This window comes from Streptomyces sp. ATexAB-D23 (genome assembly GCF_000373645.1).
Classification (GTDB): domain Bacteria; phylum Actinomycetota; class Actinomycetes; order Streptomycetales; family Streptomycetaceae; genus Streptomyces; species Streptomyces castrisilvae.
In genome coordinates this window covers 11,906-26,797 of sequence record NZ_KB892011.1, presented here as the reverse complement: position 1 = coordinate 26,797, position 14,892 = coordinate 11,906, and the positions used below count along the sequence as shown (strand labels likewise).

Sequence of the window (14,892 nt, the reverse complement as noted above, 5' to 3'; positions counted from 1 at the left end):
TCACCCGGGCCCAGCACAATCGCCCGTATGACGATCACCACGGGTGCGCCGCCGCCCACGCACCGTACGCCCCTCGTCCTCGCGCGGGGGTTGCTGACCGGTGGTGTGGCCGGCACGTCGCTCGCCGCGCTCGTCGTGGGCGGGATCGCCGAGAACGTACCCCTGTTCGTCACCGGGTTGGTCCTGCCCGCGCTCTACGGGCTGCTGTTCTTCCTCGCCGGAGCGCCGAGGCGTGCCCGGGAGGCGGCGGTCGTGCCGCGGACGGCGCTCGCGATGATCGAGAGCCTCGAAGCCGTCGGGGGCGAGTCGGGCGACATACCGGTGCGGTTCGACCTCACCGTCGCACCGGACGACGGGCCGGCGTACCGGGTGAAGATCACGCAGGACATCAACCTCGTGGATCTGTCCGACTACCGGCCGCGCGGCGTCGTGGTCGTCCAGTACCCGCCGGACAGCCCGTGGCGGGCGCGCATCGTCAAGCGGCCGACACCCGAGTGGGAGGACCGGGTGGACGCGGCCCGCATCGACTCGGCGCCCGGGACGGCCGAGGTGGCCGCGCCTCCGGAGGGCTGTGCCTTCGGCTTCGTCCTGCTCCTCGGCCTGCTGCTCGGCGCGGCCGTCGTGGTCCTGCTGTTCCGCGCGGACCTCTTCGACCGGGACGACACCGCGCAACCGCCCCCGGGCGCGCCACCGTCCGTCTCCGCCACGTCGTCCACCACGGTGTCGTCGTCGGCGTCCGGAACGGTCTCCCTGGGACCGGGACAGTCGTTTCTCGACACGGGCGAGCTGGACCGGGCCGTGGGCACGCTCACCGGGGGCGAGGACACACACCGGGCACTCACCGTCGTCGTGCGGGAACGCCTGCTGTCGGTCGTGTTCTCGCCGGCCGGTGCGCAGACCCCGAGGCTCGATCCCCGTGCGCTGCCCTACGGCCGTTTCCCCGCCCTGGTCGAAGAGGCCACCTCCACCCTCGGTGTCCGCTCCCTCCGCACCTGGCAGATCACCGCCGACCGTCTCACCGGCTCCCTCGTCATCAGGATCGTCGTGACCGGGCCCGAAGGCACGGCGTCGCTGGAGGCGAATGGAGAGGGCGAAGTGGTACGGCGCGAGCCCTCGCGGTGAGGCGCGCCGGACCGCGGTGTTCCGGACGGCAGGGGTGCGCCCGGTGGCCGTCCCCGAAGTGACAGGAGGAAAGACGGATGGGCTGGCACGGATATCTGGTGCTGTGGTGCGGTGTGTTCGGCACGGTCGCGCTGATCGGCTACGGGATGTCGCTGGCCGGGGTGACCCGGGCGCAGCGGGCGGTCCGGGTGAAGGGGCGGATCGAACGGGTGGGGGAACCCCGGCACGGCAGCTCCCCGCACGACGGGATCGCCGTGGTCGTCTCCTTCCAGGACCCCTCCACCGGGCAGGAGTTCACCGTCACCAACGACGGGGAGCGGGGCGAGAGGATCAGCGTGGCGTGGACGGGCCGGGAGATCGGCGTCCGCTATCCGCCCGGCAGGCCCCACGCCTTCCGGTTCACCGATGACCTCTCCGAGGGCGGGCGCGGGCTCGGGCCGCCGGCCTTCGCCGTCTTCCTCCTCTACGCCGGTCTGGTCGTCGTCGCCGCGATCGACCGGGGCTGGCCGTGGGCCCTGCTCGGCTTCTGCGGGCCGTGGGCCCTCTCCGGCGCGTACCACCTGCCCGGGAACGTGCGGGACAGGAATCGCCGCCTCGACACCCTGGCCGCCATGGCCGCCGTGCCCGGCCGTGTCGTCGCCGTACTCAAGAGCGTCCGCACCGACGACGACGGACACACCTCCACGTACGTGGTTCCGGTCATCACCTTCACCACCCTCGACGGTACGGCCGTTACGGCCTACTGCGAGTCGGGGCTGCGCGACCCCGCCGGATCACAGGGCCGGGACGTCACGGTCCACTACTCCCCCGACGACCCAGCGGTCCTCACCCTGGACGCCGGAGCCGAACGCCGTTCCTGGAAACGGGACATGGCCGTCAACGTCGTGGGGCTGGTGATCGTGGCGGCGGCGGCCGTGGTGGGGGCGGTCGCGCTGTGACGCGGGAGGCGGGCTCAGCCCGTGCCGGCGGTCAGCGGCCGGACTCGTCGCCGTCTCCCGCGACGGGGAGACCGGCCAGGGCCCGGTCGGCGACGGCCGGGGCGAAGTCCTCGGTGAGCCGGCCCGTGCGGTGCGGCCGGGTCCGGCGCGAATCCCGGCCCCGTACCTCCACTGCTGCGGAAGACCCCTACCAGGAGCACCACCCGATGCGAGCAGCAGCGATGTGCTGAGCCGGTGACCTCCTGCCGGCACGGCGGCAGGTACGGGCCCGACGGCGTCGACCGGCGTGCCCACAAGGCCCTCATCGCCCTCCGACCCACCCCCGCCGCTCACAGGCGGCGCCACGGACCCGGGCTCCTGCGGCGGCCCGGTCCGACGACCGGCCGGTACGCTTCCGGGATGAGCCAGCCCCTTGTGCCCGCCGAGCGGCGGCCCGCGAATCACGGGCCGAAAGTGGCTGCCCGCAATCGGAACGCTCTGATCGCCGCCGCGCGGGAGATCTACGCGACCCAAGGACTGGATGCCCCGCTCTCCGCGATCGCGCGTCGCGCCGGGGTCGGACAGGGCGTCCTGTACCGGCATTTCCCCGACCGGGCGGCCGTGGCGATCGCGGTCCTGGAGGAGAACGTGCGGCAGGTCGAGCAGGCGGCCGCGGCCGAGGCCGCGCGCTTCGCCGATGTCCTCGGCGTTCTGACCTGGCACCTGACGGAGTCGGCCGCCTTTCTCGGCCTGCTGCACAGCAACGGGGCCGCCGGCCACTCGGAGGCCCTCGCCCATGCCCTGGTCCTTTCGGACCGGGTCGAGTCCGCGCTGCGCCGGCACCTGCCGAAGAGGCACCGGCTGGGCGCGTCGGGCGACCTCATGCTCGCCGTCGCCATGGTCTCCGGCGCCACCGGCGGTCCCACACGCGAGGTGCGGGAGCGCCGGGCGAAGGCGGCGTGGCGGCTCCTCGATGTGGAAGTGGGGCCGGTCCGGCCCTTCGAGGGGTGAGCGCCGGGGGTGTCAGCCCCCGTTGGACTGCCGGATGCCCTTCCCCAGCGCGTCGAAGGTGTACAGGTAGCCGCCGCCCGGTCCGCTGACGGTCATGTAGGCCTTGGTCCCGCCGGGCGTGATCGCCACGTTCGTCGCCGATTCGAGCCCCTTGGTGCCTGCGGGGATCTCGACGGTCGCCAGGCGTTCGCCGTGCTTATTGTACACGATCATGGCGGCCCGGCCGTGGAGTGCCTGGTAGAGGTTGCCGTCCGCGTCCACGGCGATCGAATCGGTCTGGGCGATCCCGCCGTCCACGCGGATGGCGGTGTGCCGGGAGGTCACCGTTCCCGCTCCGTCGAGGCGGAGGTAGGAGATCCGGTCCTGCGTGAGTTCGCTGATCCACAGCCCCTGGTAGTCCGCGTCGAAGGAAATTCCGTTCACCGGGGCGAGGCCCTCGGCGAGGACGGTGGACTTCTTGCCGTCCCGCTCGATCCGCACCACACGCCCGTGCGCGTCGCCCGTGGACAGACCGCGTGAGTCGCTGACGTACAGGTTGCCCTGCTTGTCGAAGGCGATGTCGTCCGGGTTCATCACGGCTCCGTCGACTTCGCCGGAGAAGAACGTCCGCGGGTCGCTTCCGTCCGGTGCCAGGCTGACGACCTCGCCGTGGGCGTAGTCGGTCAGGTAGAGGCGGCCGTCGTACGGACTGAACTGTGCCGAGGTGTAGGCCCCTCGGTCATCCGTGTGCACGGCCTTCGACGTCTTCTTCCTCACGTCGACCCGCATCACCTTCGGCTCCCCCGCGGGTGCGGTGACGTCGACGACGAGCAGGTCGCCGTTCTCGTCGAAGGTCGGACCTTCGAGCAACGTCATGCCGGTCTCCGCGTGCGCCTCGGTCAGCCGCATGACCTGGTGGGCGCGGATGGTCCTGTCGGCAGGGGCGGCGGCCGGTGCGCCGCCGCCGGCGGTTTCCGTACCGCATCCGGCGAGGGCCAGCGTGCCGACGGTGGCGAGCACCGCGAGGGAACGGACCGGGAGTCGTCGCATGGAGGGATCACTCTTCCTGTCTGCGGGAGCCCGCCGGGCCAGGTGGTTCGCCCGGCCCGTACGGGGGCGCGGCGGCGCCCTGCGCGCGCGTGAGGGTCACCTGCGCAACAACCGGACAGTGCTGTCCGGTAGTTGCTACCGTAGCGGATGGCGGCTGCTCGATCCGGCGCGGCCGCCCGATCGGAGGCAGACCCCCACATGACGATCACTCAAACCCCTTACCCTGCCGGGCTCGACGCCCTGAGGCAGCGCTACAGGCTGGAACGCGAGCGGCGGGTGCGACCCGACGGCGCCCGCCAATACCGGTCGACGGACTCCGAGTTCGGGTATTACGCCGACGATCCCTACGCGGGTGAGGCCGCCGAGCGCGAACCGGTGCGGGACACCGTGGATGTCGCGGTGGTCGGCGGCGGCTTCGGCGGCATCCTCGCCGGCGCGCGGATGCGACAGCGGGGCGTGGGACGCGTACGGATCGTGGAGAAGGGCGGCGATTTCGGCGGCACCTGGTACTGGAACCGCTACCCGGGCATCCACTGCGACGTCGAGTCGCACGTCTACCTGCCGATGCTGGACGAGACCGGATACGTGCCGGAGTGGAAGTACGCCCCCGGCGAGGAGATCCGCCGTCATGCCATGCGCGTCGCCCGGAAGTACGACCTCTATCCGGACGCCCTGTTCTCCACCGCGGTCACCTCGCTCACCTGGGACGAGGCGTCCGAGCGGTGGCTCGTGGCCACCGACCGGGGTGACGCCTTCCACGCCACGTACGTCGTCACGTCCACCGGGACCCTGTCCGATCCGAAGCTGCCCGGGATACCCGGCATCGAGCGCTTCCGGGGCCACACCTTTCACACGTCCCGCTGGGACTACGCCTACACCGGGGGCACACCGGAGGGTGGTCTGACCGGCCTGAGCGGGAAGCGCGTGGGCATCGTCGGCACCGGCGCCACGGGGGTCCAGGCCATCCCGATGCTCGCCGAGGACGCCCAGCACGTCTACGTGTTCCAGCGCACTCCGTCCAGCGTGGATGTACGCGCCAACCGCCGCACCAGCGCGGAGGACGTCGGTGCCGATCACGTCGGCTGGGCCGGGGAGCGCCGCGAGAACTTCCTGCGGATCGTCTCCGGCGAGCCGGCCGGCCACGACCTGGTGGCAGACGGGTGGACCGCCTCGGCCGCCCTCCTGGAAAAACTCCTGCCGAGCTTCCGCCGCGACGAGAAGGGGGCGGCCTTCGAAGCGGCCTACGAAGCGGCCGACGCCGCGAAGATGAACGAACTGCGCGCCCGTGTCGAGCAGACCGTCACCGACCCCGGGACGGCGGCGAAACTCAAGCCCTGGTACCGGTACGCCTGCAAGCGCCCCACGTTCTCCGACACGTACTACGCCGCGTTCAACCGCGACAACGTTTCCCTGGTCGACACCGCCGACACCCACGGCATCGAGCGCATCACGGAGCACGGGGCAGTCGTCGGCGAGAACACCTACGAACTCGACTGCCTGATCTTCGCCACGGGGTTCTCCGTGGGGGTCTCCGGCATCCACTCGGGCAAGCTCCCCGTCCACGGCCGGGGCGGCACCCAACTGCTGCACGCGTGGGCGGAACGGGGCCCGCGGACTCTGCACGGCTTCACCGGCAACGGCTTCCCGAACCTGATCCACATGGGCACCCTGCACAACGCGAGCAGCGTCAACTTCACGCACGTACTCGACGAGCAGGCCGTACACGCCGCCGCCCTGGTCGCCGCGGCCGAGACCGGGCGTGCCCTCATCGAACCGTCCCCCGAGGCCGAGGACGCCTGGCTGGCCGTTCTCGCCGAGGACGCCGCTGACCACGAGTGGTTCCACGCCGAGTGCACCCCCGGCTACTACAACCGTGAGGGGCTCGGCCGCCCGAACTCCGCGAGCGCCTACCCCCACGGCGCGTTCGCGTTCCACGAACTGCTCAGGCGGTGGCGCAAGGAGTCCATCGCCGAGGCCCTCCGGCCCAGGACCGCCCTCCGGTCCTCCGACTGACCGCACAGGTCCCGCGTGGCGGCGGAGCCGGACCGTTCCAGGCCCGGCTCCGCCGGCTCGGTCTCACCCGACCGCGCGACGGCGTCGGGCGGCGGCGAACACCCCGCCTCCGACGGCCGTGGCCGCCAGGGCGATGCCCGCGATCACGGCGGCGGAGGATCCCGTCGACGCGAGGCCACCCGCCGGCCTCGGGTCACTGAAGGCACCCACCGCGCCGCTCCCGGCAGCCGGCCCGGTGACCACGGCCGAGGAGGACGTCGCCGTCGCAGACCCGCCCTCCGGACCGGCGGAGCCCGACGCCCCGGGTGGGGACGGCGTGGACGACGGCGCCGAAGTAGGCTCCGACGCCGACGGGGTCGGCGTCGCCGTGGGAGACGAGGTCGGCTCCCCGCCGTCGCCCGGGACCACTGCCGAGGGGTCGGTCCCGTTGCCCACGACCCAGGCGAGGGTTTCGGTGTCACGCACCGTACGGCCGTCCGCGAGCGTGGCGCTCACCGTGAAGGTCGTGCGGTACACGCCCTCGGCCGTGAACGCCCAGTTCCAGTGGCTATGGGCGTGCGCCGAGTGGGCCAGGACGTCCGGCAGCCCGTCGCGGCTGTCGAGACCGATGGTCACCGAACCCGTCGCGCCGGTCGAGAACACCGCGACCGAGCCGGGGCCCTCGGCGGAATCCAGGCTGAAGGAGACGTCACCCCTCACATCCGAGGTGGCGAACTCCTCCGTGCTCCACCCCGGCCACACCAGCCCGTCGATCTGCTGCATGGGCAGCAGCCACATGGAGGAGCCCACATCGCCGACGAACTCGTACCCCTCCGCGACCTTGCGTCTGGCCGCCGGCTTCACATGCAGGACCACCTCGTCGGGCTCGTACCACGAGTGGACCTGGGCGCTGCCCTCCTTGATCTCGAACGAGAGCCCGTCATCGGCGGGGCGAGCCGCCAGGTCGAGATGCCCGTTGTCGATCACGTGCGCAGCCGGCCGTGTGGGCGTGGCCGAAGGGCTCACCGGAGGAGTCGCCGACGGTTCGGCGGGTTCGCTTCCGTCCCCGGGGATCACCCCTGAAGGGTCGACGTCGTCACCGACCACCACCGCCAGTGTCTCGGTGGCCGACAACTCTCCCTTGGTCACGGTGAAGGTCAAGCGGTACACCCCTTCCTCCGTGAACGCCCAGGTGGGTTTCATCCCTCCTTCGTCCGCCGACAGGGCGAAGGACCGGGGAGCGTCGGCATCACTGCCCAGGTACGGGACGGCCGGCTCGTCGTCGGAGTCCATTTCGGGCGTGTACGCGTAGAGAGCGAAGCGCCCCGGGCCTTCGAATCCCGTGAGACCCACCTCGCTGCCCCCACCCGATTCGCCGCCCTTCCACACCGGCTCCGGGGCGTAGATCTGCCCCGAGTTGAAGAAACCGTTCAGAAAGTAGGCGTCGACCAGTTCGCCGAGGATCGGGTACGCGGGACTGACCACGGTCTCCTTCGTGGCCGGCCCGGCGTGCACGACGACCTGCGAGGGGGTGCGCACCTTGGGCGCGCCGCCGCTGCGGTCGTCGATCTCCAGCTTCAGCGCACCATCGACGATGCGCGGGACGAGGTCCAGTTCGCCCTCTTCGATCACGGCCGCGCCGCCGGCGGCGCGGGCGTCCCCGCTGCCGCCGGCGACCAGCCCCGCCGCGCCGATGAATACCGCGGCGCACACAGCCGTCATGGCGACGGCCGGCGACCGCGAGCCGCGCGTCAGGGCCACCATCACGAACTGACGACCACGGTGTACGTCTCAGTGGCGGTCTCGGTGACCCCTGCCACCGTTCCGGAGACGCTGAAGGTCAGCTTGTACGTACCCGCCTCCTCGAAGGCCCAGTTGGCGTGGTTGTGGGCGCCCACGGAGAACGCCTTCGACTTGTAGGACGTGGTCGCGGTGTTGCTGTCGTACCAGCGGGTGCCGCTGCCGGCGTAAACGCTGAAGTCCTCGGTCGATGCTCCGTCGCGGGTGGCACTGACGAGACGGTACGAGACCGAGTCACCGGCGAACACACCGGTCGTCAGGGCTTCCGTGGAGAATCCCGCGAAGAGCACCCCACGCGCGTTGGCCACCGCCTGATCCTCCGGCAGCAGCCAGACCTCGCTGCCGGAACCCAGGAAGCCGTAGCCGGGGTTGGCGACCTTCGCCGCGGCCGGGACGGACAGCACGACATCGGCCGGCTCGTGCTCCGTGTCGTTCTCCTCGTCGTGGACGTGGAGGTGGAGGCCGGAGCCGTCCCACTCGGCGTCGAGCACGTCGACGTGGCCGACGCTCAGAGTTGTCGCCGCGGTCGCCGGAGTGGCCGCCAGGGCCGTCACGGCCAGCGCCGCTGCCACCGAACCGGCCACGGTCATCGTGCGGACGGGAATACGCATAGTGATCCCCCCAAGGATCAAGGGCGCACTTGTATGTGCGCGAACATTGAAAATGATAATCGTTTTTAATAGGACCGCAAGAGTCTTCCGGGGCAGTCCTGGTGACGACGGGTCACCTCAGCGGTTCGGCCAACCCGGAACGCGTCTCAAGGGTGGCTGCCGACAGGCGTCCGCCCCCGGTCGCGGCGCTGGCGCCCCGCGGCCAGGAGTCCGTGACGTGGCGCCAGGAGCCAGCAGAGAATGAAGACGCCGGTCACCACAAGGACGATCAGTCCCCCGGCGGCCAGGTTGTAGGCGTAGGAGAGATACAGACCGACAACCGCGGACCCGGCGCCGATGGCAGGGGCAAGCGTCATCATCACGCCGATCCGGTCGGTCAGCAGGCGCGAGCAGGCCGCCGGCGTGATCAGCAGGGCCAGGACCAGGATGTTGCCCACCGCCTGGAGCGAGATGACGACCGTGACGGTCACCAGGGCGTACAGCACGATGTCGAGCGCGAACACCGGAAGCCCGGCTGCCCGCGCCGTCTCGCGGTCCAGACTGACCGTCACGAGTTCCTTGTGCACCGCCCCCGCCACCGCGAGCAGGACCAGGCCCATCACCGCGACCGTGCGCACATCGCCGTCGCTGATACCCAGGATCTGGCCGAACAGGAACGACTCGAGTGAGCCGCTGTAGCCGGGTGCCGTACTGAGGATGACAATGCCGAGGCCGAAAGCGGCAGCGAAGAACACCCCGATGACCGAGTCCTCCTTCAGCCTCCGGTTCTGCGAGAACACCGCCACCGCCAGCGCGGTCAGGAGACCGGCCACCGCGCCACCGAGAACCAGGTTGAACTGGAACACGAACGCGATCGCGACCCCCGGAAAGACCGAGTGGGACACGGCATCGCCGATGAAGGCCATCCCCCGTAGGACCACATGGCTTCCGACGACGCCCGAGACGATGCCGCACATCACCGCCACCGCGAACGCCCGCTGCATGAACAGGTGCTCCCACGGACCTGCCAGGACGTCCCCGAGCCCGCTCATCGCAACACCCCCAGGGAGGTCAGAAGCCGATCGGACTTCGTGACGCCGAAGGCCCGCAGCCAGACAGCCGGGTCGCGCAGCTCGTCGGGTGGCCCGTCGGCGATCACGGTCCTGTTGAGCAGACACAGCCGCGTCGCCATACCGGCGGCCGCGGGGAGGTCATGAGTTGTCATGAGCAGCGCCTTCTCCTCCTGGCGCAGCTGCCTGAACAGGTCCGTCAGAAGTTCCTGGGTGGGCACGTCGAGTCCGGTGAACGGCTCGTCCAGCAGCATCAGGGTGGGACGCAGAGCGAGTGCCCGAGCCACCAGAACGCGCTGCCGCTGGCCCCCCGACAGTTCGCCGATGGGGCGCTGTCCCAGATCGAGCATGGCGACGCGTTCGAGGGCTTCCTCCACAGCCTCCCGGTCGGCCGCCCCCGCCCGCCTGAGCCAGCCGATGCGGTGGGTACGACCGGTCAGCACGGCCCTCTCGACGGACAGGGGGAAGTCCCAGGCGAACTCATGGCGTTGAGGGACGTAACCGATGCTCCCCCGGCTCCTGCCGACGGCCTCGCCGCCGACGTGCACGGTGCCGGAGTGCGGGGCGAGCAGTCCGAGTGCCGCGCGGAGCAGGGTGGTCTTCCCCGCGCCGTTCGGGCCGATCAGACCGACGAGTTCACCGGTTCGCACGGTCAGATCCACCCCGTCGAGGGCGAGCCGCCCTCCGAGCTGCACGGAGATCGCCCGCACTTCGAGCGCGGGTGCCCCGCCGACGGACGTTCGGTGGTCAGTCATCGCTGGTCCCTTCAGAGCGTTCGGTGTCTGGCGATGAGCCGGTGTCACGACGGCCGCGCCGCCGCACCAGGGCGACGGCCGCCGCGGCCACGACCACGGCCGCTCCCCCTCCCCACCACACAGCGGCCGGGGAACCACCGGAATTCGCCCGCTGCTCCGTACCGTCCCCCGCCGGCCCGTGGTCGCCGGTGGGCCGGGCGGCGAACGCCTGCCCGGGATTCTGGGGGCCCACGGAGAACCGAAGGGTGCGCCGGCTGTCATGGCGCTCGCCGTCCTTCGTCTCCGCGTACATCCGGATGCCGAGCAGGTACGTACCGGGCTCGGTGAACGCCCAGTTTCCGTGTACGTGACTGTTGATCTCGATGCCGGTCTCCTGTGGGGCCTTCCGTCTGCTGTCGAAGACCACCTTCGGAGTTCCGAAACTGCCGTTGAGGAAGAGGACGAAGTCACCCGGCCCCTCGGCACCGGTCAGCTGCCAGTTGACCTCTCGTCCCACCCTGGCCACCACTTCGGGGTCCTGGCTGTTCCAGCCGGGCCAGAGAACGCCGTCCCGCTGCGCCTGAGGCAGCAGCCACACGTCGTCGCCGGGGTCGCCCAGGAAGGTGAATGTCTTCCCTTCCGGCACCTGGGTCCTTGCCGTGTCCTTCACCTGAAGCACCACATCCGAGGTGTCGCGCCACGTCGCGGGGCGGGTCGTGTCATCCCGGATCTGCACGGTCCACGTGCCGCCGTCGAAGCGCGGGCCCAGATCCACGTGGCCGTCCCCGATGACCTTTCGGCCGGTCCCGGTACGTGGTGCGGCGTCGGACCCGGCGCCGGGGGGCAGGGTTTCGGAGGTGTGAGCGGGCGCGGCCGGGCCCAGCGTCAGAGCCAGGGCCGCGAGCGAGAACGTTGCCCGCCGGGCGAGTGTGCGGGTCATTTCTCCGCACCTCCGAGGCAGGAGCGGAGCGCGTCGGCGTTGTGCCTCATCATGTCCGTGTAGTGCCGGACGTCGTCGTCGAAGGCATCGCCGTACAGCGTGCACACCTTGACGTGCTGGTCCTCGGCGACCTGATTGAGCACGGTGGCGCGCTGCACGAGGTTCGGCTCCATGAACACCGCCGGGACCTTGAGGTTCCTGATGGTCATCGACAGTTTCTCGACGTCGTCCGCGCTGGGCTCCTGCGCGGGGTTCGGCACGACGAATCCGGCCACCGTCATTCCGTAGGCGTCGGCGAGATATCCGAACGCGTCGTGCGTGGTGATCAGCTGACGTCTGCCGGACGGAATCGCGCCGACCTGGCGGCGCACGTACGTGTCCAGTTCGTCCAGCCGCTGCTCGTAGCGACGGCTGTTGGAGGTGTACCGGTCCGCCCCGTCCGGGTCCTCCTTCCTCAGGGTGTCCCGGATCAGCTGGACGTAGGACTTGGTGTTCTGCACGTCCTGCCACAGGTGCGGGTCGATCTCGCCGTGCACGTGTTTACCGAGGACCGTTTGTGGAAGCTGGTAGACCTCGGCTCCGGGCTTGCCCAGGAACGCGAACCGCTTCTGAGCCGGAATCCTCTCCAGTGTCCGGTTGGGTACGTCGATGACCACGTCACCGGGTGGTATCTCCTCCTGCGCCTTTCCCTCCGTTCGCAGGTCGGTGAAGGCGGACATCCTGCCGCTGTCGATGTTGACCGTCAGATCCGTGTGCCCGTTGTCGAGGACGGTGTCTCCGGGGCCTGCCACGGTGTGCGGGTCGACGCCGACGGCGAACGTGAAGGTGCCGGTGCCCACCGGCTGCGTCGTACCGTCCGCGTTCCTGAGCTTCGCGGCCAGACTCACTTCGTAGACACCAGGTTTTGTGAAGGCCCAGTTCACGTGGGTGTGCGCGGCGGGCGGCAGGCTGGTGGTGTCCTCGGCCGAAAGGCCGTCCGCGGAGTTGAAGTAGATCTCGGGCCGGCCGAGGGATTCGGTCAGATACACCACGAGGTCTCCCGGGCCCCGGACATCGGTGGCTGACAGGAGGACATCGGAGGACCGGGTCGCGCCCCGGGACTCGCCCTCTCCGCGTACCCGCAGCCCGAGCCAGAGGACGTCCAGGCCGATGTCCTCGACGAGCGGAATGACGTGTGCCCCGTATGTTTCGGAAGCCTCGGCGAGGGAGACATTGGGAGTCCCCTTGCGGGCGTTCGCGTCGACCGTCTTGATGAGCGCGTGCTCTTCCAGCAGAAGATGGTTGGTAAACGTGACGTCCGCCTTCGAAACGGCAGTCGCGTCGGCAGGTGTGGGCTCGTACGAATGGGGGTCACCGCCGGCCGGCACGACCGAGTCGACCTGCACCCGGTCCCCGCCGACCTGGCGGACGAGATCGGCCAGGATCTCCGTCGTGGTCACGACGCGCAGCACGGCGTCAGGGTTGTCGGTTCCGGCTGCCGTCCCGGCATGGCCCCTGCACCCGGAGAGAGCGGCTCCGAGGGCGGCCACGGTGACCAGGGACCGTATGACCGGTCTGGGTATACGCATGTATGAACTCCCGCTGAAGAAGGGGCCGGCGCCGGGGAGAAGGGGCCGGGCGCCGGCCGTGGAGGAGTGCTCGCGGCCCCGGAGGGCCGCGAGCACCCGATCAGATCCGGACGGCGCGGTGGCCGACGGTGGTACGCCGCCTGTTCGCCCTGCTCATCGCGATGGCGGCACCACCGCCGGCCACCAGAAGCCCGGCGCCGACTCCCAAGGGGACGGCCGGCTCCGTCCCGGTGTGCGCGAGGCTGCCCTTGCTGCCTCCCTCGGTCGCGGCCCCGCCACCGGCTCCGCCCGTACCCCCGGTGGAGCCGGACGCCGGGCCGTCGGTGTCTGCCGGACCTGACGCCGCACCGTCCTCGTCTCCGCCGCCGGCACCGTCCCCGTCTCCCGGGGTGGCGGCGTTCGGATCCCCGTCCCCCACCACGAAGGTGTACGTCTGGGCGTCGGACATCGCCGTTCCGTTCGCCGACGTGCCGCTCAGCTGGAAGGTCACGTGGTACGTACCTTCCTTGCTGAAGGCCCAGTTGCCGTGCGCGTGCACGCCGGGGTTCACCTTCTGCGTATCGGGAAGGCCGTCGGCACTGTTGTAGAGCACCTGCGCGCCCCCCAGACCGGCCGTCTCCCAGATGGCCAGGGTTCCGGGCCCACTGACCTTCGTCAGCTTCATGTCGACCTGACCTCTCAGGTCGCCGTCGCCCAGCGCCTCCGTGTTCCATCCGGCCCAGACGACGCCTTGCTTCTGCACCTGGGGAATGAGCCAGAAGTCGCCGCCCGCCCTGCCGAGGAAGGAGTAGGTGTCGCCTGCCGGTATCTGCTCCCTGGCGGCGGGGTTGACGTGCAGCACCACGGAGGAGGGCTCACGCCAGATGATGTCACCCGGGTCGCGGCTGTCCCTGAACAGGGTCCGCAGCGTGCCGTTCACCATCTTCCCGGCGATCGCGTCGACATGGCCGTCCGCGATGACGGTCCGCTCGCTCGCGATACCGTCCGCCGCGGTCTTCCGGTCCGGGGCCCCGGCGGTGCGGCTTCGGGCGGGGGCGGAGTCGTCGCCCGGCTGCACGGCGCCTTCGCCTCCGTCCGGGGCGGCAGACGGCCCGGCGGGCGGAGCGGACCGCTCGTCGGTGACCCGCACCGTCCACACCGTGTCCGTCCGGGCGCTGTCTCCGGACGCGAGCTCAGCGGTGGCCCGCGAGGAGATCCGGTAGTCACCGGCCCGGGTGAACGCCCATGCCAACGCGCCGTGCCGGGCGGCCGGAAGAGTCAGCGCGTCCGGCAGACCGTCGGTGCTGTCGAACACCACCTTCGGCTCCGCCACCGCCCCCTCCCCCTCAACGCCTCCGGGTTCAAAGGCCATTACGTCGCCGGGTCCTTCGACCCCGGTCAACTCCCAGTCGATGCGCGCGTCGGCAAGCTCCTCGGCCGGGACCCGGGTGGTGTCCCAACCGGTCACCGGGTCGGCCAGGCTCCCCTCGGGGGCCGGGGACCGTCCGCCCACGATCCATAGGTCGTCGCCGGGCGACCCCGGAGAAGCGGGGACGCCCTCCTCCGGCGCCGTCGTCCTCGCCTCGCCGCCGATCGTCAGATCCGGGCGTCGCTCTCCGTCGGAAACACCCCCGGCGCCGTCCGAACCACCCTGCGGCATCTCAAGCGCGAGGGCCTCACCCTCCAGCGACAGCACAACGCGTACGGACGGGGCAGGTGACTGAGCGGCGTCCTCGGAGGTGCCGGCGAAAGCCGCCGGGGCAACTCCGGCCAGCGCGACCGACCCCACAACTCCGGCTGCTGCCCAACGGCGCTTCCTGGGTGATGACATGTTCAATGTGCTCCTCTGCAGATGGGCGCCACTCGGTGCGGACGATTCGCTGTGCCGGATGGGGGCGCGTGCGCTCAGGACCTCCCGGTCCTGGCGGATCAACAACGTGCGGCCTGCGGTGGAGGGCACCTTTCACCGTTGCCGATACGACGCGCCGACGGCGTCGACGCGGCTCGGCGGCCCGCGGTGCCGCCCCGAGCCGCTGCCCCCGCGTGACCACATCAACCCTAAGCACGATGGTAATCATTTTCAACTAGCCATCAGCAGGTTGCCCGTCGCGAGGTCCCGTTCGCCACGCTTTGCCCCATA

The 14,892-nt window shown here is 70.7% G+C and carries 13 protein-coding genes; 4 read left to right on the top strand and 9 right to left on the bottom strand.

Annotated elements, in window-relative coordinates; all coding sequences use genetic code 11:
• Positions 1-27: 27 nt before the first annotated feature.
• Together B082_RS0111920 and B082_RS0111915 are read left to right on the top strand one after the other, a co-directional pair.
• Positions 28-1,122: a hypothetical protein gene (locus B082_RS0111920; RefSeq protein ID WP_018552027.1), complete on the top strand. Its 1,095-nt coding sequence runs from the start codon at positions 28-30 to the stop codon at positions 1,120-1,122.
• Between the two features lie 77 nt (positions 1,123-1,199).
• Positions 1,200-2,060, top strand: coding sequence for a DUF3592 domain-containing protein (locus tag B082_RS0111915; protein WP_018552026.1), 861 nt, complete (start codon positions 1,200-1,202; stop codon positions 2,058-2,060).
• A gap of 31 nt (positions 2,061-2,091) precedes the next feature.
• Here B082_RS0111915 and B082_RS39160 read toward each other — a convergent pair whose 3' ends face one another.
• Entirely contained in the window at positions 2,092-2,232 is a 141-nt protein-coding gene (locus tag B082_RS39160) for a hypothetical protein (protein WP_018552025.1), read from the bottom strand.
• 227 nt (positions 2,233-2,459) lie between these two features.
• Here B082_RS39160 and B082_RS0111905 point away from each other — a divergent pair, with 227 nt between their 5' ends.
• Complete coding sequence (locus B082_RS0111905; protein ID WP_026249690.1) at positions 2,460-3,050, top strand: TetR/AcrR family transcriptional regulator; 591 nt, start codon at positions 2,460-2,462, stop codon at positions 3,048-3,050.
• A 12-nt stretch (positions 3,051-3,062) separates the two neighbouring features.
• Here B082_RS0111905 and B082_RS0111900 read toward each other — a convergent pair whose 3' ends face one another.
• Positions 3,063-4,079, bottom strand: a complete 1,017-nt coding sequence (locus B082_RS0111900) for an SMP-30/gluconolactonase/LRE family protein (RefSeq protein WP_018552023.1) — start codon at positions 4,077-4,079, stop codon at positions 3,063-3,065.
• Positions 4,080-4,277: 198 nt separating this feature from the next.
• Between B082_RS0111900 and B082_RS0111895 the strand changes: the two genes are divergently transcribed.
• Positions 4,278-6,092, top strand: a complete 1,815-nt coding sequence (locus B082_RS0111895; protein WP_026249689.1) for a flavin-containing monooxygenase — start codon at positions 4,278-4,280, stop codon at positions 6,090-6,092.
• Between the two features lie 63 nt (positions 6,093-6,155).
• Here B082_RS0111895 and B082_RS0111890 read toward each other — a convergent pair whose 3' ends face one another.
• From B082_RS0111890 to B082_RS0111860, 7 genes are all read right to left on the bottom strand, one after another.
• Positions 6,156-7,784, bottom strand: coding sequence for a choice-of-anchor M domain-containing protein (locus B082_RS0111890; RefSeq protein WP_158688867.1), 1,629 nt, complete (start codon positions 7,782-7,784; stop codon positions 6,156-6,158).
• 50 nt (positions 7,785-7,834) lie between these two features.
• Complete coding sequence (locus B082_RS36020; protein WP_063831055.1) at positions 7,835-8,482, bottom strand: choice-of-anchor M domain-containing protein; 648 nt, start codon at positions 8,480-8,482, stop codon at positions 7,835-7,837.
• A gap of 146 nt (positions 8,483-8,628) precedes the next feature.
• Entirely contained in the window at positions 8,629-9,465 is an 837-nt protein-coding gene (locus B082_RS0111880; protein ID WP_234018148.1) for an anchored repeat-type ABC transporter permease subunit, read from the bottom strand.
• Positions 9,466-9,509: 44 nt separating this feature from the next.
• The gene (locus B082_RS0111875) at positions 9,510-10,286 is read right to left on the bottom strand and encodes an anchored repeat-type ABC transporter ATP-binding subunit (protein WP_051094609.1); all 777 of its coding nucleotides are present in this window, start codon (positions 10,284-10,286) and stop codon (positions 9,510-9,512) included.
• On the bottom strand, positions 10,279-11,205 hold the full coding sequence (locus B082_RS0111870) for a TIGR03773 family transporter-associated surface protein (protein WP_018552017.1): 927 nt from the start codon (positions 11,203-11,205) through the stop codon (positions 10,279-10,281). The genes B082_RS0111875 and B082_RS0111870 overlap by 8 nt, the downstream gene beginning before the upstream one ends.
• Positions 11,202-12,773, bottom strand: coding sequence for an anchored repeat ABC transporter, substrate-binding protein (locus B082_RS0111865; protein WP_051094613.1), 1,572 nt, complete (start codon positions 12,771-12,773; stop codon positions 11,202-11,204). The genes B082_RS0111870 and B082_RS0111865 overlap by 4 nt, the downstream gene beginning before the upstream one ends.
• 100 nt (positions 12,774-12,873) lie before the next feature.
• Positions 12,874-14,583 (bottom strand): choice-of-anchor M domain-containing protein, encoded by a 1,710-nt coding sequence (locus B082_RS0111860; protein WP_063831054.1) that lies wholly within the window; start codon positions 14,581-14,583, stop codon positions 12,874-12,876.
• Positions 14,584-14,892 lie beyond the last annotated feature (309 nt).

Coding starts and splice junctions, on each gene's coding strand:
- B082_RS0111920 (WP_018552027.1), top strand. CDS start 28: ATGACGATCACCACGGGTGCGCCGCCGCCCACGCACCGTACGCCCCTC.
- B082_RS0111915 (WP_018552026.1), top strand. CDS start 1,200: ATGGGCTGGCACGGATATCTGGTGCTGTGGTGCGGTGTGTTCGGCACG.
- B082_RS0111905 (WP_026249690.1), top strand. CDS start 2,460: ATGAGCCAGCCCCTTGTGCCCGCCGAGCGGCGGCCCGCGAATCACGGG.
- B082_RS0111900 (WP_018552023.1), bottom strand. CDS start 4,079: ATGCGACGACTCCCGGTCCGTTCCCTCGCGGTGCTCGCCACCGTCGGC.
- B082_RS0111895 (WP_026249689.1), top strand. CDS start 4,278: ATGACGATCACTCAAACCCCTTACCCTGCCGGGCTCGACGCCCTGAGG.
- B082_RS36020 (WP_063831055.1), bottom strand. CDS start 8,482: ATGCGTATTCCCGTCCGCACGATGACCGTGGCCGGTTCGGTGGCAGCG.
- B082_RS0111880 (WP_234018148.1), bottom strand. CDS start 9,465: ATGCAGCGGGCGTTCGCGGTGGCGGTGATGTGCGGCATCGTCTCGGGC.
- B082_RS0111875 (WP_051094609.1), bottom strand. CDS start 10,286: ATGACTGACCACCGAACGTCCGTCGGCGGGGCACCCGCGCTCGAAGTG.
- B082_RS0111870 (WP_018552017.1), bottom strand. CDS start 11,205: ATGACCCGCACACTCGCCCGGCGGGCAACGTTCTCGCTCGCGGCCCTG.
- B082_RS0111865 (WP_051094613.1), bottom strand. CDS start 12,773: ATGCGTATACCCAGACCGGTCATACGGTCCCTGGTCACCGTGGCCGCC.
- B082_RS0111860 (WP_063831054.1), bottom strand. CDS start 14,583: ATGTCATCACCCAGGAAGCGCCGTTGGGCAGCAGCCGGAGTTGTGGGG.